At 72.5% G+C, this 21,452-nt stretch carries 19 protein-coding genes; 6 read left to right on the plus strand and 13 right to left on the minus strand.

Translation table 11 applies throughout. The features are described 5' to 3' along the window. Window positions 1-246 precede the first annotated feature (246 nt). From ACZ37P_RS11790 to ACZ37P_RS11820, 7 genes are all read right to left on the minus strand, one after another. Window positions 247-1,056, minus strand: coding sequence for an ABC transporter ATP-binding protein (locus tag ACZ37P_RS11790; protein WP_355339454.1), 810 nt, complete (start codon window positions 1,054-1,056; stop codon window positions 247-249). Beyond that, a complete protein-coding gene (locus tag ACZ37P_RS11795) occupies window positions 1,043-1,972 on the minus strand; it encodes an ABC transporter permease (protein ID WP_355339451.1) in 930 nt (309 codons plus the stop codon). The genes ACZ37P_RS11790 and ACZ37P_RS11795 overlap by 14 nt, the downstream gene beginning before the upstream one ends. Before the next feature lie 80 nt (window positions 1,973-2,052). Next, entirely contained in the window at window positions 2,053-2,898 is an 846-nt protein-coding gene (locus tag ACZ37P_RS11800) for a glycosyltransferase family 2 protein (RefSeq protein ID WP_355339541.1), read from the minus strand. Between the two features lie 44 nt (window positions 2,899-2,942). Further along, window positions 2,943-3,722 carry a CDP-alcohol phosphatidyltransferase family protein gene (locus ACZ37P_RS11805; protein WP_188282694.1) on the minus strand — a complete coding sequence of 260 codons (780 nt, stop codon included), beginning with the start codon at window positions 3,720-3,722 and terminating at the stop codon, window positions 2,943-2,945. Beyond that, complete coding sequence (locus tag ACZ37P_RS11810; protein WP_355339448.1) at window positions 3,700-4,761, minus strand: iron-containing alcohol dehydrogenase family protein; 1,062 nt, start codon at window positions 4,759-4,761, stop codon at window positions 3,700-3,702. The genes ACZ37P_RS11805 and ACZ37P_RS11810 overlap by 23 nt, the downstream gene beginning before the upstream one ends. After that, a complete protein-coding gene (locus ACZ37P_RS11815) occupies window positions 4,749-5,504 on the minus strand; it encodes a phosphocholine cytidylyltransferase family protein (RefSeq protein ID WP_355339445.1) in 756 nt (251 codons plus the stop codon). Before ACZ37P_RS11815 ends, ACZ37P_RS11810 begins: the two co-directional genes overlap by 13 nt. After that, window positions 5,501-7,423, minus strand: a complete 1,923-nt coding sequence (locus ACZ37P_RS11820) for a DUF5941 domain-containing protein (RefSeq protein ID WP_467346544.1) — start codon at window positions 7,421-7,423, stop codon at window positions 5,501-5,503. Before ACZ37P_RS11820 ends, ACZ37P_RS11815 begins: the two co-directional genes overlap by 4 nt. 369 nt (window positions 7,424-7,792) lie before the next feature. Between ACZ37P_RS11820 and ACZ37P_RS11825 the strand changes: the two genes are divergently transcribed. Both ACZ37P_RS11825 and idi read left to right on the plus strand, forming a co-directional pair. After that, window positions 7,793-8,833: a cation diffusion facilitator family transporter gene (locus ACZ37P_RS11825; RefSeq protein ID WP_467346247.1), complete on the plus strand. Its 1,041-nt coding sequence runs from the start codon at window positions 7,793-7,795 to the stop codon at window positions 8,831-8,833. 55 nt (window positions 8,834-8,888) lie between these two features. Next, complete coding sequence (gene idi, locus ACZ37P_RS11830; RefSeq protein WP_355339441.1) at window positions 8,889-9,551, plus strand: isopentenyl-diphosphate Delta-isomerase; 663 nt, start codon at window positions 8,889-8,891, stop codon at window positions 9,549-9,551. Between the two features lie 134 nt (window positions 9,552-9,685). On the opposite strand, the gene ACZ37P_RS11835 is transcribed toward idi, so the two are convergent. Further along, a complete protein-coding gene (locus tag ACZ37P_RS11835; protein ID WP_467346248.1) occupies window positions 9,686-10,156 on the minus strand; it encodes an ATP-binding protein in 471 nt (156 codons plus the stop codon). A gap of 354 nt (window positions 10,157-10,510) precedes the next feature. Here ACZ37P_RS11835 and ACZ37P_RS11840 point away from each other — a divergent pair, with 354 nt between their 5' ends. Both ACZ37P_RS11840 and ACZ37P_RS11845 read left to right on the plus strand, forming a co-directional pair. Next, window positions 10,511-11,293, plus strand: a complete 783-nt coding sequence (locus tag ACZ37P_RS11840; protein ID WP_467346249.1) for an enoyl-CoA hydratase/isomerase family protein — start codon at window positions 10,511-10,513, stop codon at window positions 11,291-11,293. A 38-nt stretch (window positions 11,294-11,331) separates the two neighbouring features. Next, a complete protein-coding gene (locus ACZ37P_RS11845) occupies window positions 11,332-12,567 on the plus strand; it encodes a winged helix DNA-binding domain-containing protein (RefSeq protein WP_467346251.1) in 1,236 nt (411 codons plus the stop codon). A gap of 191 nt (window positions 12,568-12,758) precedes the next feature. Here the strand turns inward: ACZ37P_RS11845 and ACZ37P_RS11850 are convergent, their stop codons facing one another. Both ACZ37P_RS11850 and ACZ37P_RS11855 read right to left on the minus strand, forming a co-directional pair. Next, window positions 12,759-13,649, minus strand: a complete 891-nt coding sequence (locus tag ACZ37P_RS11850) for a DMT family transporter (protein WP_355339433.1) — start codon at window positions 13,647-13,649, stop codon at window positions 12,759-12,761. A gap of 216 nt (window positions 13,650-13,865) precedes the next feature. After that, window positions 13,866-14,681, minus strand: a complete 816-nt coding sequence (locus tag ACZ37P_RS11855; RefSeq protein WP_355339430.1) for a TrmB family transcriptional regulator — start codon at window positions 14,679-14,681, stop codon at window positions 13,866-13,868. A gap of 301 nt (window positions 14,682-14,982) precedes the next feature. Here ACZ37P_RS11855 and ACZ37P_RS11860 point away from each other — a divergent pair, with 301 nt between their 5' ends. After that, window positions 14,983-17,091 carry a putative Ig domain-containing protein gene (locus ACZ37P_RS11860; RefSeq protein ID WP_467346254.1) on the plus strand — a complete coding sequence of 703 codons (2,109 nt, stop codon included), beginning with the start codon at window positions 14,983-14,985 and terminating at the stop codon, window positions 17,089-17,091. Between the two features lie 139 nt (window positions 17,092-17,230). Here the strand turns inward: ACZ37P_RS11860 and ACZ37P_RS11865 are convergent, their stop codons facing one another. Beyond that, the gene (locus ACZ37P_RS11865; RefSeq protein WP_467346256.1) at window positions 17,231-18,187 is read right to left on the minus strand and encodes an NADP-dependent oxidoreductase; all 957 of its coding nucleotides are present in this window, start codon (window positions 18,185-18,187) and stop codon (window positions 17,231-17,233) included. Window positions 18,188-18,245: 58 nt separating this feature from the next. Between ACZ37P_RS11865 and ACZ37P_RS11870 the strand changes: the two genes are divergently transcribed. Next, the gene (locus ACZ37P_RS11870; RefSeq protein ID WP_467346257.1) at window positions 18,246-18,875 is read left to right on the plus strand and encodes a TetR/AcrR family transcriptional regulator; all 630 of its coding nucleotides are present in this window, start codon (window positions 18,246-18,248) and stop codon (window positions 18,873-18,875) included. Window positions 18,876-19,006: 131 nt separating this feature from the next. Here the strand turns inward: ACZ37P_RS11870 and ACZ37P_RS11875 are convergent, their stop codons facing one another. Both ACZ37P_RS11875 and ACZ37P_RS11880 read right to left on the minus strand, forming a co-directional pair. Then, on the minus strand, window positions 19,007-19,399 hold the full coding sequence (locus ACZ37P_RS11875) for a hypothetical protein (RefSeq protein WP_391051392.1): 393 nt from the start codon (window positions 19,397-19,399) through the stop codon (window positions 19,007-19,009). A gap of 157 nt (window positions 19,400-19,556) precedes the next feature. Beyond that, window positions 19,557-21,197 carry an ABC-F family ATP-binding cassette domain-containing protein gene (locus ACZ37P_RS11880; protein ID WP_467346259.1) on the minus strand — a complete coding sequence of 547 codons (1,641 nt, stop codon included), beginning with the start codon at window positions 21,195-21,197 and terminating at the stop codon, window positions 19,557-19,559. Window positions 21,198-21,452: the final 255 nt, after the last annotated feature.

Consider the following 21,452-nt stretch of genomic DNA (forward strand, 5'->3'; position numbering starts at 1 on the left):
GCCGCCACACCCCCCGTTCTACACCGCCCAGCAGATACTTCCCATTTCGGACACGCCGCACCGGGTGTCGCACCCGGGTGTCGGTCAGCGGTTTCGATCATCTCCAGGCTCCCAGCACCGGTACAGCTTACGACCGGTGATGCTGCGGCGTACGCCGGGGGCGTGACACGTGGTGGGATTGACATACAAGGTCCCCGCCGGATCGTCCGACGGGGACCTCGTACGCCTGCGAGCAGGCAGGGAACGCTACTTGCCGGTGTGCTCCTCGTACGCCTTGAGCACGTCGTCGGTCAGACCGTCCATCAACAGCTCGCCCTTCTCCAGCCACACCACGCGGTCGCACGTGTCGCGGATGGAGTTGTTGTTGTGGCTGACGAGGAAGACCGTGCCCGCTTCCTTGCGCAGTTCCCTGATCCGGGCCTCGGACCGGCGCTGGAACGCGCGGTCGCCGGTGGCCAGCGCCTCGTCGATCATCAGCACGTCGTGGTTCTTGGCCGCCGCGATCGAGAACCGCAGGCGCGCCGCCATGCCGGAGGAGTACGTCCGCATCGGCAGCGAGATGAAGTCGCCCTTCTCGTTGATGCCCGAGAAGTCGACGATCCCCTGGTAGCGGCGGCGCACCTCGTCCTGCGTCATGCCCATGGCCAGACCGCCCAGGATGACGTTGCGCTCACCCGTGAGGTCGTTCATCAGCGCCGCGTTGACGCCCAGCAGCGACGGCTGGCCGTCGGTGTAGATCTTCCCGCGCTCCGGCGGCAGCAGACCCGCGATGGCGCGCAGGATCGTCGACTTGCCGGAGCCGTTGGAACCGATGATGCCGATCGCCTCACCGCGGTACGAGGTGAAGCTGACGCCCTTGACCGCGTGCACCCGGCGGACGTTCGGCGAGCCCTTGCGGGAGATCAGCCGGCCCAGGGCGGCGGTCGCGCTGCCCTTGCCGGTGCCCGCGCCGTGCACCGTGTAGACGATGTGCACGTCGTCCACTATCACGGTGGGAACGCGGCTGTCGGAGGGCTGCTGTGCCCTCTCGACGCTCTGCTGCTCAGCCACGGCCATATTGCTCCTCCGCCTTCCAGAAGTAGACGTAGCCGCCGACGCCCACCAGCACGGCCCAGCCGACCGCGGACGCCCACACGTGCGGCGGCAACTGGGAGGAGGTCACGCTGTCGATGAGCGCGAAGCGCATCAGATCGATGTAGACCGCGGCCGGGTTGATGTCGAGCAGGATGCGTACGAAGTGCGGCGCGTCGCTGGTCAGCTTCTCGATGCTGTACATGACGCCGGACATGTACATCCAGGTGCGCAGGATGAACGGCATGAGCTGCGCCAGGTCCGTCATCTTGCTGCCCAGCCGCGCCACGATCAGCGCCAGGCCGGTGTTGAAGACCCACTGCGTGATCAGCGCGGGGAACATCAGCAGCCAGGAGGCGTTCGGCACCTCACCGGTCATCAGCACGATCGCCAGCAGGACGAACATCGACATGATGAGCTGCTGGAGCTGCATCAGCGTGAAGGCGATCGGCATCGAGGCGCGCGGGAAGTGCAGCGCCCTGATCAGACCGAGGTTGCCGGACACCGCGCGCACGCCGCTGAGTACCGAGGACTGCGTGAAGGTGAAGATGAAGATGCCGGTGACCAGGAAGGCGATGAAGTTGTCGATGCCTTTGCTGGTGCCGATCAGCAGACCGAAGATCAGGTAGTACACCGCCGCGTTCAGCAGGGGCGTCATCACCTGCCAGAGCTGGCCGAGGCGGGCCTGGGTGTACTGCGCCTGGGTGCGCGCCTTGGCGAACTCGTTGATGAAATGTCGACGGCCCCAGAGCTGCCGCGTGTACTCCACCAGGCCAGGCCGGGCGCCACTGACGGACAAGCCGTACTTGGCCGCTACCTGGGCGGGGCTGAGGCCGTCATCGGCCGTGGGTGCCGGGGGGACACCGACGGCGACCGCACCATTGTGCGTTGTCTCGCTCACAGTTGACACTTTCGTCCTCAAGGTGCGCGCCGGGGCAGGGGAATCCCGGGCTGCGCCTGATGCTCTCAGGTCCGAGCTTGTCAGATGATCGGGGGTCGGCCTAGCCGGGTCAACCTCCAGACGGTCCGCCAGCGCATCGGCCGCCGTTGACCGCAGGGAGTTGTCCATCCCTCACGGAATCCGCCGAGCCACGCTCGCAGCGCCGGCCCGGACGGCCGGCGCACCAGCGTCAGCGCGAACCAGACGCCGAGGTACGCCGGGACCAGCGGCCAGGGCAGATTACGCCGGGCCAGCCACACCCGGTTACGGGCCACCAACCGGTGGTACACCGCGTGCCGGGCGGGCGAGGTCGCCGGGTGGAACAGCACCATGTCATGCCGATAGTCGATCAACCAACCCGCGTCAAGAGCGCGCCAGGCCAGATCTGTCTCCTCGTGCGCGTAGAAGAATTCGGCGGGCAGCGGACCGACCTGCTGGATGACGCGGCTGCGCACGGCGCACGCGCCGCCCAGGAAGGTGGTGACCCGCGAGTCCCGCATCGGGTCGGCGGCGCGCAGCCGGGGGACGTGCCTGCGCTGCGTCTGCCCGGTCTCGGGGTCGGCGATCCGGAAGCTGATGATGCCCAGCTCGGGGTCGGCCTCGAAGGCCCGCCTGACCAGCTCCGCGGTGTCGTCGCCCGGCAGCAGCCCGTCGTCGTCCAGGAAGAGGACGACGTCCACTTCCTCGGCGCCGGGGCCGAACATCTCGATGCCGACGTTGCGCCCGCCGGGGATGCCCAGGTTCTCGGGCAGCTCCGCGGTGCGCACCTCGGCGGGCAGCGGCGGCAGCGGTGACCCGTTGCCGACCACGGCGACCGTCACCGGCGGGCCCTGCTGCTTGGCGACCGAGTCCAGCAGGTCGTTCAGCTCCGCGGGGCGGTTGCCCATGGTGATGATGACCGCGCCGACGCGCAGCGGCGTCCCCTGCGTGCTCACTTCAGCCTGCTGGAGGCGAGGACGGAGACCAGGTGCAGCAGGGTCTGGAGCAGCGCGATGCCGGCCAGCACGGCGACGCCGAGCCGGGTGAAGAACAGGTCGCCGCGCGCCTGGTCCACGATCGCGAGCAGCAGGATGAGCAGGGACGCCTCGACGCCCAGCACGAGGCGGTGCCACTTCAGCGCGGCGGCGGCCTTGCGGGCCAGCGCCACTCCGGAGGAGCGCGGCTCGGACGCCGCCTCCTTGACCGGCGGGAGCCCGCCCTGGTGCCGGGCGACCCCCACGAGGTCGGTCTCGGCCTTGATCAGCACCGCGCCGAGCGCGGCGAGGGTGCCGAGGAACGCCCACAGCCAGTCGATCCGGCCGCTGCCCCACAGGTCGGCGGCGCGCAGCCCGAAGCCGACCAGGACGGCGGCGTCGCACAGGTAGGCGCCGACGCGGTCGAGGTAGACGCCGGACAGCGAGAACTGCTGCTTCCAGCGGGCGATCTCCCCGTCCACGCAGTCCAGCAGCAGGTAGAGCTGCACCATCAGCACGCCGAGGACGGCGCCCGCGATCCCGGGCACCAGCAGCGCCGGGGCGGCGAGGACGCCGAAGACGGTCATGAGGTACGTCAACTGGTTGGGCGTGACGCGGGTGGGCGCGAGGTGCCGGTCTATGCGCAGCGACAGCTCACGCATGTAGAGCCGGCCGGCCCAGTGTTCGCCGCTGCGGCGGTCCTTGACCCCCGGGGGGTGAACGACCGGGCGCAGTTCAGCTACTGATGGCTTTGACATAGTCGGCGTATGCGTCCCTGATCTCGGTGGCGGAGAGGTCCAGGTGTTCCAGGATCGTGAAGCGGCCGGGGCGGGTCTGCGGCGCGTAGCGCACCGCTTCGACGAACTCCGGTTCCGTGAAGCCGATCTCCTCGGGGAGAACGGGCAGTCCGTGGCGGCGCAGGGTCTCGGCGATGAGGCCCGACTCCTCGCGCGCGCCGCGCAGGTGCATCGCGAAGGCGGCGCCGATGCCGACCTGCTCGCCGTGGGCGGCGGCCCGCTGCGGGTGGAGCAGGTCGAAGGCGTGGCTGATCTCGTGGCACGCGCCGGACGACGGGCGGGTGTCACCGCTGATCGACATGGCGATACCGGTCAGCACCAGGCCCTCGGAGAGCGTGACCAGGAAGTCGTCGTCGCCGATGCCGCCGGGGTGCCGCAGCACGGACTCGCCGGCGCTCCTGGCCATCGCCGCGGCCAGGCCGTCGATCGGCTCGCTGTTCTCGCGGTGGGACAGCTCCCAGTCCGCGAGCGCGGAGAGGTTGGAGATCGCGTCGCCGATGCCGGCCCTGACGTAGCGGGCGGGCGCCTCGCGGATCACGTCGAGGTCGATGACCAGCGCGATCGGCGTCGGGACACCGTAGGAGCCGCGCCCGTTGTCGTTGTCCAGGGTGGCGACCGGTGAGCACAGGCCGTCGTGCGAGAGGTTGGTGGCGACCGCGACCATGGGAAGGCCCACCCGCGCGGCGGCGTATTTGGTGACGTCGATGATCTTGCCGCCGCCGAGGCCGATGACCGCGTCGTAGCGCTTGCCGCGCATGGAGTCGGCGAGCTTCACGGCCGCGTCGATGGTGCCGCCGTGCACCGGGTACCAGTCCGCGCCGGGCAGCTCGGGGGCCAGCCGGTCGCGCAGCTTGAGCCCGGAGCCCTCGCTGACGGCGAAGGCGAGCTTGCCGGAGGTGGAGATCCGCTGATCGGCCAGGAGTACGGCCAGGTCGGCGATCGCGCCGCCCCTGATGTCGACGACGACCGGGGAGGGGATGAGCCTGGTCAGTACTGGCACGCAATCACCCGCCCCTTGGCGAGGTCGTCGTTGTTGTCGATCTCGACCCAGGCGACGTCACCGATCGGGGCGACGTCGATGGTGAAGCCGCGGTTGACCAGCTCCTGGTAGCCGTCCTCGTAGTACAGGTCGGGGTCGCGCTCGAAGGTGGTCTTCAGCGCGTCGGCCAGCTCGGCCGCCGCCTCGCCCTCGATGAGGGTGACGCCGATGTACTCACCGGTGGCCTCGGCCGGGTCCATCAGCTTGGTGATCCGCCGCACTCCCCTGCCGGGCTCCGCGACGACCTTCATCTCCTCGTCGGCGAGGTGCTTGACGGTGTCCAGGGCCAGCACGATCCGCTTGCCGCCGCCGCGCGCGGCCAGCAGGGTCTTCTCCACCGACACCGGGTGCACGGTGTCGCCGTTGGCCAGAATCACCCCGTGCCTGAGGACATCGCGCGCGCACCACAGGGAGTAGGCGTTGTTCCACTCCTCGGCCTTGTCGTTGTCGATCAGGGTGAGGGTGAGGCCGTACTTCTCCTCCAGCGCCGTTTTGCGCGCGTAGACCGCTTCCTTGCGGTAGCCGACGACGACGGCGACCTCGGTCAGGCCGATCTCCGCGAAGTTGGACAGGGTGAGGTCCAGGACGGTCAGGCTGTCCGCAGCCCCTTCGGGACCGACGACCGGCACCAGTGCCTTGGGCAGGGTGTCGGTGTGGGGGCGCAGGCGTCTTCCGGCGCCGGCCGCCAGCACGAGGCCGATCATGCGGGTTCTCCTGTTTCGTCGTGTACAGCGGGAGCCCCTGCGGACACCCAGAAGCGGACGCTCTCGGTGAGGACCAGCAGCGCGAGCGCCGCGGCGAGCACCGTCAGCGCGACCGTGAAGCCTGTGTGGTGTGCGACGGCGGCCAGGAGGGCGACCACCAGGGTGCGGCCCTCGTGTCCGCCGGCCGCCCGTACCAGGGCCCGCGGCGGCGCCCCGGTGCCGCCGCGGATGCGGTACACCGTGTCGTAGTGATGGTAGGCGACCGCGGCCACCAGGCCGAAAGCAGCGGGCAACGCCCCGTTTACCCCGGAGACGGCCGCGAGGGCCAGCACCGTGCCGTACTCACCGGCCCTGAAGATCGGCGGGACCAGCCAGTCCAGGGCTCCCTTGAGCGGCCGGGAGACGGCGAAGGACGAGGTCAGGACGTAGACCACGGCCACCAGCGGCGGCCACCAGCTGCCCCGGGAGGAGAGCGCGGCGGTGGCGGTGACCGCGGCGGCGCCGAGCAGGGCGACCGCGGGCGCCGCGAAGGACGGCATACGACCGGCGAGCGGGCGCAGGATCCGGGCCCCGGCCTCGGCGAGCGGCCCGCTGTCGGCGAGGTCGGCGAGCGCCTGGGCGGCCCGGTCGGTGCGCTGGGCCTTGCGGGTGAGTGAGCGCAGGACGCGGCCCGCGGTGGTGTAGCAGGCGGCGAGGCCGCAGCCGACCAGCAGGACGACGAAGGTGACGCGCGGGGTGGTGACCGCGGTGAGCACGGCTATCAGCGCCCAGCGCTCGCCGATCGGCAGCACGATCATCCGCCGTACCCACACCGTCCAGCCGACGCTGTCGAGCCTGCCGGACAGCGCGGCGGTGGGGCTGGTGTTGGCGGTGGCGTCGTGGTTGGCCTCGTTGAAGGCGAAGTCGACGACATGGCGGCAGGTCTGGAGGACCATCGCGCCGAGCGCGAGCGCCCATACGTCGTGGCCGCCGCGGGCGGCGCCGAGCGCGAGGCCCGCGTAGTAGGCGTACTCCTTGGCCCGGTCGAAGGTGGCGTCGAGCCAGGCGCCGAGCGTGGAGTACTGGAGCGAGTAGCGGGCGAGCTGGCCGTCGGTGCAGTCCAGGACGAACGAGGCGAGCAGCAGGACGCCCGCCGCGACGTATCCGGTCCGGGTGCCGGTGGCCGCGCAGCCCGCGGCGATCAGCGCGACCAGCAGCGACGCGGTGGTGACCTGGTTCGGGGTGAGGCCGCGGCGTGCGCACCAGCGGGCCAGGTAGCGCGAGTACGGGCTGATGCAGTGGGTGGTGAAGAAGCCGTCGCGGGACTTCACGGCGCTGCGCAGCCGTACCGCCTCCTCGTCCACGGCGGCGACGGCCTCGGCCGTCGCGGTGCGCTCGGCGGCGTCGGCGGGGACGGCCGCGACGAGGACGCCCAGCTCGGGGCGGTGCGGGGCGGCGCCCTGCGCGTCGAGGGCGGCGGCCAGCGCGTCGGGGACGACGGCGGCCGAGGTGGCCGCGCGGGCGGCGGGGGCGGTGTCGCCGTCGGCGGCGGACAGCAGGGTGCCGCCGGGGGCCGATACGGACGAGGCCGGTACGGAGGGAGCGGTCTGCGACGGGACGGTGGCGCCGCCCTGCGCGGTCAGCCCGGTGACGGCGGCGGTGAGCGCCTGGCGGCCTGCGGCCTTCGCGGACACGGCGCCCGCAATCGCGGCGGTGTCGAAGCGCGGGTCGGTCAGGGCCAGGCGCAGCGCGTGCCGGTGGCCGACGAAGCGGCGGTCGACGACGGCGACCCGGTCGGCGGCGGGCACCTGGGCGAGCCGCGCGGCGACGGCGACGGGCGTGTCCGCCTCGACCACCTGGAATCCCAGCGCCCGCAGGTCGTCCGCGAGCGGCGACGCTGATCCCGCGGCGGGCGGGCCGGTGAGAATGGCGGTCGACAGAGGAACTCACTCCCTGGATGCGTGCGAAGGGCTTGCCTGTAAGGGCCGCGGTCGGCAAGTCCGGGCCAGGCACGACGGCAGAGGCTATCGGATCCACGTCCGCCACCGTTCACCGCCCGTTCGCCTGAACTTGGCGTGCCCGGCGTGATCATCATCGTTGATCACGGGCGCCCGGACAAACGACGGACGCGCTCACCCGTACGAGTGAGGTGGGCGGTGTTCCCCGCGCCCCTTCTGCGCGCCTCATCACCGCAGGTCACCGCACATGACAACGGTCTCCAGTACCGGCTTGCCCACGGTGGGTAACCGGTGTTGACTGACCGCCGCACACCGGATGGCACGGCGGTCCGACGAGAGGGGGACGCGGCCATGGGGTCAGGCCACGCGCACGGCCACGGCGAAGGTCGCACGCGCAGCGGCGGCCAGGAGCGCGGCGGCGAGCGGAAGGACGGCGGCGACGGCGGCCGGAAGAAGGGCCACGGTCACGACCACAGCCATGGTCTGCGGCCGGGCGCCGACGGCACGGCCGGTTCCGCGTACCGCGGCCGGCTGCGGATCGCGCTCGGCATCACGCTCTTCGTGCTCGCGGTTGAGGTGGTCGGCAGCGCGGTCACCGACTCCCTCGCGCTGCTCGCCGACGCCGGTCACATGGCGACCGACGCGGCCGGTATCGCGATGGCGCTGCTCGCCATCCACATCGCCAACCGCCCCGCCAGCGAGCGCCGCACCTTCGGCTTCGCGCGCGCCGAGATCCTGGCGGCGGTCCTCAACGCGGTGCTGCTCTTCGGCGTCGGCGCGTTCATCTTCTACGAGGGCGTACGGCGGCTGATCAGCCCGCAGCACATCGACGCCGGCGGCACCGTCGTCTTCGGCGCGATCGGTCTGGTCGCGAACTCCGTGTCACTCGTTGTGCTGATGCGCGGGCAGCGCGAGAGCCTCAATGTGCGGGGCGCTTTCCTCGAGGTGATGGCGGACGCGCTCGGGTCGCTCGCGGTGATCGTCGCGGCCGTGGTGTTCATGACCACCGGCTGGCGGCAGGCCGACCCGGTGGCGTCGCTGCTGATCGGTCTGATGATCGTGCCGCGCACGTGGAAGCTGCTGCGCGAGGCCGTCGACGTCCTGCTGGAGGCCGCGCCCAAGGGCGTTGACATGGGCGATGTCCGCAGCCACATCGAGGGGCTGCCCGGTGTGGAGGGCCTGCACGATCTGCATGTGTGGACGATCACCTCGGGGATGCCCGTGCTGTCGGCGCACGTAGTGGTCAGCCAGGAGGTCCTGGAGGCCGTCGGCTACGAGAAGATGCTGCACGACCTTCAGGGCTGCCTCGGCACGCATTTCGATGTGGAGCACTGCACCTTCCAGTTGGAGCCGGTCGGGCACGCGGAGCACGAGGCGCGGCTCTGCCACTGAGCGGCACGCGAAGTGAGGCAGACTGAGGGCCTGTCGTCGAAAGCGAAGGATGGACATGCCCACCAGTCCTGCCACCGGCCGACCCGGCTCCCCCACCGCCGTACCGTCGCCCAATGGTGTTGCCGCGCAGACCCTGGCAGATGCCGAGCAGACCCCGGCGGGTCAAGCCGTGGCGGAACCGATCCTGCTCGAACTCGTCGACGAGGACGGCCGGACCATCGGCACCGCGGAGAAGCTGTCCGCGCACCAGGCACCCGGACGCCTGCACCGCGCCTTCTCGGTGTTCCTCTTCGACGGCGAGGGCCGGCTGCTGTTGCAGCGCCGCGCGCTGGGCAAGTACCACTCCCCCGGTGTCTGGTCCAACACCTGTTGCGGGCACCCGTACCCCGGTGAGCAGCCGTTCGTGGCCGCGGCCCGGCGCACCGCCGAGGAATTGGGCGCGGCGCCGGTGCTGATGCGCGAGGCGGGCACGGTCCGCTACAACCACCCGGACCCGGCCTCCGGTCTGGTGGAGCAGGAGTACAACCACCTGTTCGTCGGGCTGATCGGCGACGCGCTGCGGCCGGACCCCGAGGAGATCGACGACACGGCGTTCGTGGGCCCGCAGGAGCTGGCGCGGCTGCGCGCGGACGGACCCTTCTCGGCGTGGTTCCAGACGGTGCTCGACGCGGCGCTGCCGACCGTGCGCGAGGTCACCGGCGGTACGGCGGGCTGGTAGCCCCCGTCCGGCGGGGCCCCGTCCGGCACCGGGCAGGACGGGCAGGGCAGCGCGGGACAGGCACGCAGGTCAGGACGGGCAGGCAGGTCAGGACGGGCAGGCAGGCAGGTCAGCGCAGGACGGGCCGGGGGGTTTCAGAGGGCGGTGGTCCGCAGCGGGAGCGCCGCCCAGATCACCTTGCCGCCGGTCTCGGTCTGCGCGATGTCGCACTGGCCGCCCGCCTCCGCGGTGATCGTCTTCACCAGCAGCAGCCCGCGCCCGCCGGTCTGCCCGTGGTCGGCCTCCAGCGCCCTGGGGCGGTACGGGTGGTTGTCCTCGACGGCGATCCTGATCCAGTCGGCGCCGACCGCGACCTCGACGGTGATCTCGGGCGACAGCACGGCCGCGTGCTTCACCGCGTTGGTGACCAGTTCCGAGACGATGACCAGCAGTCCGTACAGCAGGTCCTCGTCGATCGGCACCCCCTGGTCGGCGACGAGGGCGCGCACCCCGCGCCGCACCTGGGGCACGGACGAGTCGAGAGCCGGGGTGGTGAACCGCCACACCCCCTCGTACGGTCTCGGAGCCGGAGCCTGATCGGGCGGGACGCTCCCGCGCACCTCCATGACCGCACCCACCGTCGCTTTCGCGTGACGTGTCCCCGCGGCCCCTGCCGACAACCCCGGCAGCTTCCGCCTCACAGGTCGAGTGTCCGTAACGGCGGGAGCCGAACAGGCAGGAAACCGTAAGTCCGCACCTTTCAGTAATTTTTGACCGGAAACGATCGCCGACTTCGTTTTTTCGATCGATTCGCGGCAGTCTTCGGACGCTTCCCGAACTCTTCGACCGAGATCATCTGCACGTGCACGGCGTACCGGTCTGTCCTGGCGCGGGCGCCGTGCGCCCCCGGCCGGCCGCGCGCCGGTCGATAGGATCTGTCGGCACCGGCCAGCGCATGTCGCCCCCGTGAAGGAGCACGCATGTCCACCTCCGGCCCTGGGCTGCTCGTCAGCGCCGCGGACGGCACCGCGACCGTGACGATCAGCAATCCGGCCCGGCGCAACGCGATGACGACGGCCATGTGGCAGTCGCTGCCGGGACTCCTCCACGACCTCGCGGTCGATCCCGCCGTCCGCGTGCTGGTCCTCACCGGCGCGGGCGACACCTTCTGCGCGGGCGCCGACATCACCGACCTCGCCGACCCCGTCTCGTCGAGCGGCGCGCAGTCCGCCGCCATGGCCGCGGAGGAGGCGCTGGCCGCCTTCCCCAAGCCGACGATCGCGGCCGTACGCGGCTACTGCGTGGGCGGCGGCTGCCAGCTCGCCGTCGCCTGCGACCTGCGCTTCGCCGCGCGGGGCGCCCGCTTCGGGATCACGCCCGCGCGCCTGGGCATCGTCTACGGCGCCGCCTCCACCCGGCGCCTGGTGCGGCTCGCGGGGCCCGGTACCGCCAAATACCTGCTGTTCTCGGCCGAGTTGATCGACGACGAGCGGGCGCTGCGCACCGGCCTGGTGGACGAGGTGCTGCCGGAGGACGAGCTGGACAAGCGGGTCACGGAGTTCGCCGGGGTGCTGCGGTCGCGCTCGCAGCTCACGCAGGCCGCCGCGAAGGAGTTCACCGCGACGGCGGACGCGTCGGACGACACGGCCCGCGCCGCCCACTGGGCCCGGCAGGCCGCCCTCAGCGGCGACACCGCCGAGGGCGTCGCCGCATTCCTCGAACGCCGCGAGCCGCGCTTCACCTGGACCCCGGCAGCGGACTGAAGCAATTGCGCGGCCGACCGAGCGGAGGAACGAAGTCGATGGCACGGCTCACGACGGCCGAGGTCCGCCGCTGGCGGGCCCGCTCCCAGGGCCTGACCGAGGACGGAAGCGACGGCGCGGGCGGCAGCGCGGGCGAAAGCGACGGCAGCGGCAGCGGCAGCGGCAGCGGCAGCGGCAGCGGCAGCGGCAGCGGCAGCGATCGTACGGTGGCGGACGCCGTCCGGCTCTCGGCCGGTCTCCAGGCGCAGGACGCGAAGGCGTGCCGCCTCCAGGTCAGGGCGCGGACCGGCGGCACCCACGGAGCGCCGACCGCGGCCGACGTGGACACGGCGTGCGGCGCGGACCGCCGCGCCGTCGTCCGCACCTGGCTCATGCGCGGCACCCTGCACGCGGTGGCGGCCGAGGACGTCCGCTGGCTGACCGCGCTGCTCGGCCCGCGCGCGGCCGACGCGTACCGCGGGCGCCGCGCCCGGCTGGGCCTCGACGAGGAGCTGTGCGAGCGGGCGCTGCCCGCCCTGGAGCGGGTGCTGGCCGACCGGCCGCCCGTACCGCGCGCCGAACTGGTCGACCTGCTCGCGGCGGAGGGGGTGGCCGTGGACCCGGGCGGCCAGGCCCCGGCGCACCTCGTACTCTTCGCGGCGGCCAGGGGCGTGCTGTGCCGCGGCCCCGAGGCGGCGGCCGACGTGTCCACGTATGTCCTGCGTGAGCGGTGGCTGAAAGACGTCCCCGACGACGGCCCGACCGGCGACGACGCGCTGGCCGAACTGGCCGTCCGGCACGCCACCGCCTACGGCCCCGCGTCGGTCGCCGACTTCGCGCGCTGGTCCGGCCTGTCCCTGGGCCAGGCCAGGCGCGGCCACCGCGCGGCGACGGACCGGCTCGCGCAGGTCGCGGGCCCAGACGGCGAGCCGTTGTGGGCGGCGGCCGGCACGGCGCCGCCTCCGGCGCGGCCCGCGGACCGGCCGCAGGTACGGCTGACCGGGCACTTCGACCCGTATCTGCTCGGCTACCAGGACCGCGACGCCCTGCTCGACCCGGCCTTCGCGACCCGTATCGCCACGGGCGGCGGCATGCTCATGCCCTGCGTGCTGCGCGACGGCGCGGTGGTCGCCACCTGGCGCCACACCTGGCAGGGCCGCCGTCTCACGCTCCGCGTCGAGCCGCTGACCGGCCCCCTCCCCGCCCCGGTCGCCGCCGGCATCACGGCCGAGGTCGCCGACATCGGCCGCTTCCTGGGCACGGAGGCCGCGTGGGAGTGGGCGCGGGGACTGTAGGCGTCCCCATGACCGGCCCGGCTGAACGCCCAGCGCACACGGGTCACACCGGCACGCGGTCCGCGCCGGAGTGGAGGCTGGTGTCGCGGGCGTCGCCCTCAGGGCTCAGCGCGTACGGGTCACCCGCACGCGGTCCCCGGCGGAGTGGAGGCAGGGGTCGCGGGCGTCCCCTCACGGCCCGGCTGAAGGCTTCAGCGCATGCGGGTCGCGCCCACCGCCACGCGGTCGGCGGCGCCCGGCGGCATGGCCGGGTGGCGGCCGAGGAGGATCACGCCGATGGTGATGGCGGCGAGACCGGCGGCCTCCCAGGCGAGGGCGCCGGGGGTGACGCGCAGGCGGTCGCCGAGGAAACCTATGCCGCAGGCGATTCCGGCCAGCGGCTGGGCGGCGGTCAGCGCGGGCAGCGACATCCGCAGCGAGGCGGTCTCGAAGGCGCTCTGGACGAGCAGCATGCCGGTGAGGCCGATGACGGCGATGGCGTACGGCTGCCAGTGCACGGCGAGGGCGGCCACACCCTCGTCACCGGCCAGTTGGCTACAGATCCGGGTGAGGGCGTCCTGGAGCCCGTAGAGCAGGCCCGCGGCCAGCGCGAGGAGCGTGGCCTCGGAGGACGGCGGCAGCCGCTTGGCCGCGCCGGTGAGCAGCAGCGCGAGCCCGGCGACGATGCCGAAGACCAGCCAGTGCCGCAGCGCCCCCGCCTCGGCCGCGCTGCCCTCCGGCTGGCCCGCGACGATGAAGGCGGTCACGCCGAGGGCGAGCAGGACGACGCCGCCCCAGCCGCTGAGGCCGAGGGACTGGCGTGGGGTGAGCCAGCGGGCGAGCGCCATGGCGAAGAGCAGATTGGTGGCGGTGAGCGGTTCGACCAGGGAGACCTCGCCGTAGACGAGGGCGACGGCTCCGAGCACCTGGCCGCAGACCATGAGGCCGACACCGAGCAGCCAGTCCGGCATCCGCACCAGGTGCAGCAGCAGCCGGAAGGACAGGAAGTCCGCGAGCGAGGCACGCGCGGCCGCACGCTGCTGCAACACGAAACCGAGGCCGAGGCAGCACGCGGCACTGACTCCCAGCAGGAACACGGCCACGCGGTCACTGTATAGGCACTGACCGCGCGATCGAGGGGTTCCGTGGGCTTCGCCACAGGTCCGCGTCGCCTTCGGGACAGCGACGCGGACAGCTCACCGACAGCTCACCGACAGCTCGCGGACAGCGGTCCCACGGGAGCCGGCCGGCCCGGCGGACAGCCGAGCGCCGCCCGGCCGACAGCCGGGCGACAGGGCGCCCCGCAGCCGCCGTACGGGTCACGGCCGCGCGTTCGGAACCGTTTCCGCGCTCTCCCACACGGTGAGGAACGCCAGCCGCAGGCACGCGGCGAGCGCCGGGTGCTCAATGTAGAGCGCGGTCGTCGCGCCGGTCCCGGCCACCGGGTCCGGCATGTCGCAGAGCACCAGCGACGCGTCGGCGACCACCAGCTTCAGCGGCAGCGCGGAGGTGAAACGGTGCTCCTCGCCCGCCGCGCCGAAGCGCCGTACGTTCTCCAGCACCTCCGTGTCGTCGAGCGAGTCGTGGGTGTAGATCGCCCGCACCGAGCCGCCCGAGCGGCGCAGCCGACGTACCACCTTGATGCCGGGGGTGTTCGCGGCGGGGGCGACGAAGGGCGGTTTGCAGAAGCTGAGCAGTTCGGTCTTGGCCTGGCCCTGGATGTCGGTGAACGCCTCGGCTATCGACTTGGGGTCGCGCAGGATCTCGACGTAGTCGATCGGCACGGTCTGCGTGCGGCCGTCGGCCCAGACCGGGACGAGGGCGGCGGTCAGCGCGGAGGAGACGCGGTCGAGGCGTTCGAGGGTCTCGCGCTGAAGGGCCATGAGGCGGGCGACGGCCAGTTCCGGCGCGACGGCCGAGAAGGTGGCGACCCGGCCGGGGTGCGCGGTCGCCAGCCGCCGCCGTACCAGCGTGTCGAGCACGTCGTACACCCGCTGCCGGGGTACGTCCGCCGCCCGCGCGACCTCCGCCGCCGTGTACGACTCGCGTCGCACGAGGGCGAGATAGACCCGCGCCTCGTACCGCGCGAGACCCAGCGCGACAAGGTCGTTGACCGGTTCTTCCTCCGTCTCCATGGCGCCACAAGGTATACGGCGGAGATCGACTTGCGGAAGCGAGCCGGGGTCGGATCCAGGCCGATCCGAGGGCAACTCTTTGCCATAGGCCGGTAGTTACTTGGGCCCTCGGTCACTACGTTCAGCATCGGTCACCACTCACGGTGGTGGCAGTCGGCAGTAGATGACATCCGGATCACCAGTGAACGTGCGCCACACGAAGTCCCAGGCGTCGCCGTCGCATGATCGGTTGTCATGACCTTGACATGAAGGTCAGCGGCGGACGCCCTCGGGAGCCGATCCCCCCATGGAGGGCAGTTCATTGAAGTCGTCACACCCCGGCCGGGCCAGACGGGCCGTCCGCCGCACGGCGGTCGCCGTACTGTCGGCGGCGGCTCTCGTCACCGGCGGTCTGCTGGCCACCGCGGCGCCGTCCGTCGCCAGCACCCCGGCGTCGGGCGCGGCAGCCACCTCCGCGTCGTCGAGCACGGCCGCGTCGTCGCACACCTCCGCGTCGTCGAGCACGGCCGCGAGCACGTCGTCCGGCGCGTCCGCGTCCGCGTCGTCGGCCGCTCCCACCCAGCGCCTGTGCGCCGTTCCCGCCAAGAAGGGCCAGATGGCCTGCATGGCGCTGACCCGTACCGACGTCGTCCACCACCTCGGCATCACCCCGAACGCCACCCCCTCCGGCTACGGCCCCACCGACCTCCAGAGCGCGTACGCACTGCCGTCGTCCGCGGGCGCCGGAGCCACCGTCGCGATCGTGGACGCGCAGGACGACCCCAACGCCGCGGCCGACCTGAGCACGTACCGCGCGCAGTACGGGCTGCCGGCCTGCACCACCGCCAACGGCTGCTTCAAGAAGATCAACCAGAACGGCTCGACCACGTCGCTGCCGAGCGCCGACTCCGGCTGGGCCGGTGAGATCTCACTCGACCTGGACATGGTCAGCGCGGTCTGCCCGCAGTGCCACATCCTGCTGGTCGAGGCCACCTCGGCGAGCATGGACGACCTGGGCACCGCGGTGAACCAGGCGGTCACGCAGGGCGCGAAGTACGTCTCCAACAGCTACGGCGGCAGCGAGGACTCCTCCGACACCACCGCCGACTCGCAGTACTTCAACCACCCGGGCGTCGCCATCACCGTCAGCTCCGGCGACGAGGGCTACGGCGCGGAGTACCCGGCCGCGTCCAAGTACGTCACCGCCGTCGGCGGCACCGCGCTCAGCCGGGCCAGCGGCACCACCCGCGGCTGGACCGAGTCCGTCTGGAACACCTCGAGCACCGAGGGCACCGGCTCCGGCTGCTCGGCCTACGACGCCAAGCCCACCTGGCAGACCGACACCGGCTGCGCCAAGCGCACCATCGCCGACGTCTCCGCCGTCGCCGACCCGGCCACCGGCCTGGCCGTCTACGACAGCTACCAGGCGTCCGGCTGGCAGGTCTACGGCGGCACGAGCGCCTCGTCGCCGATCATCGCCTCCGTCTACGCCCTGGCCGGCACCCCCGCGGCCGGGACCACCCCCGCCTCCTACCCGTACTCCCACACCGGCTCGCTGAACGACGTCACCAGCGGCTCCAACGGCTCGTGCGGCGGCTCCTACCTGTGCACCGCGAAGGCCGGATACGACGGGCCGACCGGGCTGGGCACGCCGAACGGCACGGCCGCCTTCACCAACGGCGGTTCGACCGGCGGCAACACGGTGACGGTCACCAACCCGGGCGCCAAGTCCACCGCGGTCAACACCGCGGCCTCGCTCCAGATCAGCGCCAGCGACTCGGCCTCGGGCCAGACCCTCACCTACAGCGCCTCCGGCCTGCCGACGGGTCTGTCGATCAACTCCTCCACCGGTCTGATCAGCGGCACCCCGACGGCGGCGGGCACGTACAACGTCACCGTCACCGCCACGGACACCACCAGCGCCTCCGGCAGCGCGTCCTTCACCTGGACGGTCACCGGGTCGGGCGGCGGCGGCTGCACCAGCGCGCAGCTCCTGACCAACCCCGGCTTCGAGAGCGGCAACACCGGCTGGACGACGTCCTCCGGCGTCATCGACAACAGCACCGGCGCCCCCGCCCACAGCGGCTCGTACAAGGCGTGGCTGAACGGCTACGGGACCACCCACACCGACACGCTCTCCCAGTCGGTCACGATCCCCGCCTCCTGCACCAGCGCCACCTTCACCTTCTACCTCTACGTCAGCAGCCAGGAGACCAGCACCACCACGGCGTACGACAAGCTCACCGTCGCCGCGGGCAGCACCACGCTGGCCTCGTACTCCAACCTCAACAAGGGCACCGGCTACGTGCAGCGGTCGGTCAACCTGTCGTCCTACGCGGGACAGACGGTCACTCTGAAGTTCACCGGCACCGAGGACTCCAGCCTCGCGACGTCGTTCCTGATCGACGACGCGGCGGTCAACGTCGGCTAGCCCGTCGTCCGCCGGGGTCCTCCGGATCGGCGATACCCGGCGACGGGAGGGCTTCCCGCCCCGGCCCCACAGGGGCGGGAAGCCCTCCCCGCCGCATCGGTGAAGGCGGCACCACGTTCGCCGTCGCCACGGCCAGGCCCTAGAGGTCGATGACGACCTTGCCCCGCACGTGCCTGCCGGCCTGGAGCTCGGCAGCCCGGCGGATCCGCTCGACCGGGAAGGTCTCCGCGATCGGCACCCGGAGCCGGCCCGCGGCGACCAGGCGGGCGATCTCCTCCAGAGCGCCGGGAGCCGCGTTCGCGCCGTTGGCCGCGGGCACCCCGTCGACCTGCGCGGCGATGGCGCAGATGCGACCGTCCGGGACGCCGAGTTCCCTGGCGGCGTGCACGGTCTCCACGCCGTGCAGGTCGACGGCGGCCGTGACGCCGCCGGGAGCGAGCGATCGGACCCGGTCGGCCAGGCCGTCGCCGTAGACGACCGGCTCCGCCCCGAGCTCGCGCAGATAGTCGGCCGACGCCGCCGATCCCGTCCCGATCACGCGCGCTCCCGCGATCCGGGCCAGTTGGACGGCGAAGACCCCGACCCCGCCCGCCGCGCCGCCGATCAGCACGGTGTCGCCCGGGCCCGGATCGATGACGGCGAGGGCGGCGGATGCCGTACGGCCGGCGATCGTGAGGGTGGCGGCGGTACGGTCGTCGACGCCGTCGGGCGTGTGGTGGGCCTCGTTCGCCGCCGTCCCCCCGGCCGGGTCGATCACCACGAAGTCGGCGACCGCGCGGGACAGGGCGCCCCCGAACACCCGGTCGCCGGGGGCGAACCCGCTCACCTCGGCACCGACCAGGTCGACCACTCCGGCGTAGTCGGTTCCGAACCCGGCCGGCAGGCTCAGGCCGAACCGGGCGGCGGTGTCCGCGTCGGCGGTCATGATCCAGTCCATCGGATTCAGACCGGCCGCGGTGACCCGTACGCGGATCTGTCCCGGACCGGCCTGCGGGACGGGAACCTCGCGGACCTCCAGGGCCTCGGGGCCGCCGAACGACTCGAGCCGGACCGCCCTGCTCCCGCCCGTGGGAGGCTGATCGCTCTGTGCCTTCATGTGCGCCTGTCTCCTTGGGACCGAGGGAACACACCGAAACGGACTATGCTCCGTTTACATGAATGACCGTAACATAAACGGAGCGCGATCCGTTTTGGCGGACGCGGAGCCCCGCGCGCCACGGGCGGACGCGGCCCGCAACCGCGACCAGCTGCTCGCGGTGGCGACCCGCGTGTTCATGTCGGCCGACGCCGAGTCGTCGATGCGGGCGATCGCCCGCGAGGCCGGGGTCGGGATCGCCACGCTCTACCGGCACTTCCCGACCCGCGAGTCGCTGGTCGACGCGGTCTACCAGGATCAAGTCGTACGATTGACGACCGGTGCCCGCGAGCTGCTCGGTCAGCTGCCCCCGGCCGCGGCGATGCGGCGTTGGACGGACCTGTTCGGGGACTGGATCGCGACCAAGAACGGCATGCTCGACACGCTCCTCGCGATGATCGAGTCGGGCGAGATCACCCATGCGCGGACCCGGACCGAGCTGCTGACGGCCATCACGACGATGCTCGACGCGGGCAGTGCGGCGGGCGACCTCCGTTCCGATGTCACCGCCGAGGACATCGCCGCCGCCCTCATCGGCATCTTCACCGTGGCCCCCCGGCCCGGGCGCGCGGCCAAGGCCGGCCGCCTGCTGGACCTGCTGATGGACGGCCTGTCGCCCGCCGCCCGGCCGGGCCGCGCCGATGCCTGAGTCGGCGTCAGCCGTGTCGGCGTGCCGCGCCGCAGGCTGACCGGGTCAACCTCGCCGGTGTGCCGCACCGAAGGGATCGCGGGACCCGGGCCGGCCCCCACTGCCGACCCGGGGTCCCGCGATGGTGCCGATCACCGTACGTCGACGGTGATCTTCCACCCCGCGATGGCATGGCAGGACATGACACCGGGGGTGGCGCCGGGGCAGGCGCGCCGGAACCCGCTCAGTTCGGCGGTGCCCACCCGCGCGCCTCGGTAGACGCCGGGAGAGATCTCGGAGAGGGCGGCGCCCCGCTCGCCGGGCGGCCGGTCGCCGGGGGCGGTGGCGACCCGCAGGGTGCTGCCGACACTCAGGCAGACCTCGCGGCCTTCGGCCCCGCCGCCGGGCGTGACCGTGACGTCACCGCAGACCGGCCGGGTGCTGCTGTCGCTCGGATCGGGCGACCCGACACGTACGCCGCTCGCGCTTCCGCAACCGGCCACCAGCAGTACGGCGGCGGCAGCGGCGAATGTCCGAGCGCGCATCGTGTCCTCCTCCGGCGGCCGGTTCGGGGTCCGGTCATGGATGGGACGCAGCCGGACGCCACCGGGTTCCCTCCCGCCCGGAGGGTCCGGGGGCGCCGTCGGGAACGCGGCGCGGGCCGCCTCGGGAAATCGGGGCCAAGCGCGCTCGAAGGTTCGCTCAGCGCTCGGTGATGCGGCCGTCGGCGACCTCGACGCGGCGGGTCGTGTGCACGGCGTCCAGCATCCGCCGGTCGTGGGTGACCAGCAGCAGCGTGCCCTCGTACGCGGCCAGCGCCGCTTCGAGCTGTTCGATCGCGGGCAGGTCGAGGTGGTTGGTCGGCTCGTCGAGGACCAGGAGATTGACGCCGCGGGCCTGGAGCAGCGCCAGCGCGGCGCGGGTGCGCTCGCCGGGCGAGAGGGTCGCGGCGGGGCGCAGCACATGGGCGGCCTTAAGGCCGAATTTGGCGAGAAGCGTACGGATCTCGGCCGGATCCATGTCGGGCGCCGGGGCGCGGAAGGCGTCGAGGAGCGGTTCCTGCCCGCGGAAGAGGCCGCGGGCCTGGTCGACCTCGCCGACCAGGACGCCGGGGCCGAGCGCGCTGTGGCCCTCGTCCAGCGGGAGGCGGCCGAGCAGCGCCGCGAGCAGGGTGGACTTGCCCGAGCCGTTGGCGCCGGTGATGGCCACCCGGTCGGCCCAGTCGATCTGGATGTCGACCGGCCCGAAGGCGAAGTCGCCGCGGCGCACGCGGGCGCCGCGCAGGGTGGCCACCACGGCGCCCGAGCGGGGCGCGGCGGCGATCTCCATCCGCAGTTCCCACTCCTTGCGCGGCTCCTCGACCACGTCCAGGCGCTCGATCATCCGGTCGGTCTGCCGGGCCTTGGCGGCCTGCTTCTCGCTGCCCTCGGCGCGCGCCTTGCGGGCGATCTTGTCGTGGTCGGGCGCCTTGCGCATGGCGTTCCTGACGCCCTTGTCCATCCAGCCGCGCTGCATCCGCGCCCGCGCTTCGAGTCCGGCCTTGGTGTCGGCGTACTCGTCGTACTCCTCGCGGGCGTGCCGCCGGGCCGTCTCGCGTTCCTCCAGATAGGCGGTGTAGCCACCCCCGAAGGTGCTGACCTGCTGCTGGGCGAGGTCCAGCTCCACCACGCGGGTGACGGTGCGGGTGAGGAATTCGCGGTCGTGGCTGACCAGGACCGTACCGGCGCGCAGGCCGCCGACGAATTTCTCCAGCCGTTCCAGGCCGTCGAGGTCGAGGTCGTTGGTGGGCTCGTCCAGCAGGAAGACGTCGTAGCGGCTGAGCAGCAGCGAGGCGAGTCCCGCGCGGGCGGCCTGGCCGCCGGAGAGCGAGAACATCGGCTGGTCCAGGTCGACGCCCAGGCCGAGCGAGGCAGCGGCCTCCTCGGCGCGTTCGTCCAGGTCGGCGCCGCCGAGCGCCAGCCAGCGGTCGAGTCCGGTCGCGTACGCGTCGTCGGCGCCCGGGGCCTCGTCCACCAGCGCCTGGGTGGCGGCGTCCAGGGCCGCCTGGGCGGCGGTGACCCCGGTGCGGCGGCTCAGGAACTCCCGCACGCTCTCCCCGCCCGGCAGCCGCTCGGGCTCCTGCGGCAGATGCCCGACGGTGGCGGTGGCCGGGCTGAGCCGCAGCGTCCCGTCCTCGGGCGTGTCGAGCCCGGCGAGCAGCCGCAGCAGCGTGGACTTGCCCGCGCCGTTGGCGCCGACCAGACCGATGACGTCGCCGGGGGCGACGACCAGGTCCAGGCCGGAGAACAGGACACGGTCGCCGTGTCCGGCGGCGAGATTCTTGGCGACGAGAGTGGCACTCATAAGAGGGCGGAGTTTATCGGGTGCGACGGGAGGCGGGCGAAGGGCTTTCACGGCGGGCGGCGGAGGCTTGCCCTCCGGTCGGCGGAGGGCGTGCCTCCGGTCGGGCCAAGGGCTGTCGCCGGGTCTCGCCGTGCCGCCGGGTCCGGCTCGACGCGAGGTGGGTGGCCGGTGCAGCCATATTGGCTGGTTGCCTTCTTACGCCGCCTTAACCTACGGTTGCGTAACTTACGTAGGCGTAGGTGCGAATCTCCGCTG

This window comes from Streptomyces sp. NPDC024632 (assembly GCF_055559175.1).

Coding starts and splice junctions, on each gene's coding strand:
- ACZ37P_RS11815 (WP_355339445.1), bottom strand. CDS start 5,504: ATGATCGGCCTCGTGCTGGCGGCCGGCGCCGGAAGACGCCTGCGCCCC.
- ACZ37P_RS11835 (WP_467346248.1), bottom strand. CDS start 10,156: ATGGAGGTGCGCGGGAGCGTCCCGCCCGATCAGGCTCCGGCTCCGAGA.
- idi (WP_355339441.1), top strand. CDS start 8,889: ATGCCCACCAGTCCTGCCACCGGCCGACCCGGCTCCCCCACCGCCGTA.
- ACZ37P_RS11875 (WP_391051392.1), bottom strand. CDS start 19,399: ATGCGCGCTCGGACATTCGCCGCTGCCGCCGCCGTACTGCTGGTGGCC.
- ACZ37P_RS11880 (WP_467346259.1), bottom strand. CDS start 21,197: ATGAGTGCCACTCTCGTCGCCAAGAATCTCGCCGCCGGACACGGCGAC.
- ACZ37P_RS11825 (WP_467346247.1), top strand. CDS start 7,793: ATGGGGTCAGGCCACGCGCACGGCCACGGCGAAGGTCGCACGCGCAGC.
- ACZ37P_RS11865 (WP_467346256.1), bottom strand. CDS start 18,187: ATGAAGGCACAGAGCGATCAGCCTCCCACGGGCGGGAGCAGGGCGGTC.
- ACZ37P_RS11855 (WP_355339430.1), bottom strand. CDS start 14,681: ATGGAGACGGAGGAAGAACCGGTCAACGACCTTGTCGCGCTGGGTCTC.
- ACZ37P_RS11870 (WP_467346257.1), top strand. CDS start 18,246: ATGAATGACCGTAACATAAACGGAGCGCGATCCGTTTTGGCGGACGCG.
- ACZ37P_RS11800 (WP_355339541.1), bottom strand. CDS start 2,898: ATGGGCAACCGCCCCGCGGAGCTGAACGACCTGCTGGACTCGGTCGCC.
- ACZ37P_RS11845 (WP_467346251.1), top strand. CDS start 11,332: ATGGCACGGCTCACGACGGCCGAGGTCCGCCGCTGGCGGGCCCGCTCC.
- ACZ37P_RS11805 (WP_188282694.1), bottom strand. CDS start 3,722: ATGTCAAAGCCATCAGTAGCTGAACTGCGCCCGGTCGTTCACCCCCCG.
- ACZ37P_RS11790 (WP_355339454.1), bottom strand. CDS start 1,056: ATGGCCGTGGCTGAGCAGCAGAGCGTCGAGAGGGCACAGCAGCCCTCC.
- ACZ37P_RS11840 (WP_467346249.1), top strand. CDS start 10,511: ATGTCCACCTCCGGCCCTGGGCTGCTCGTCAGCGCCGCGGACGGCACC.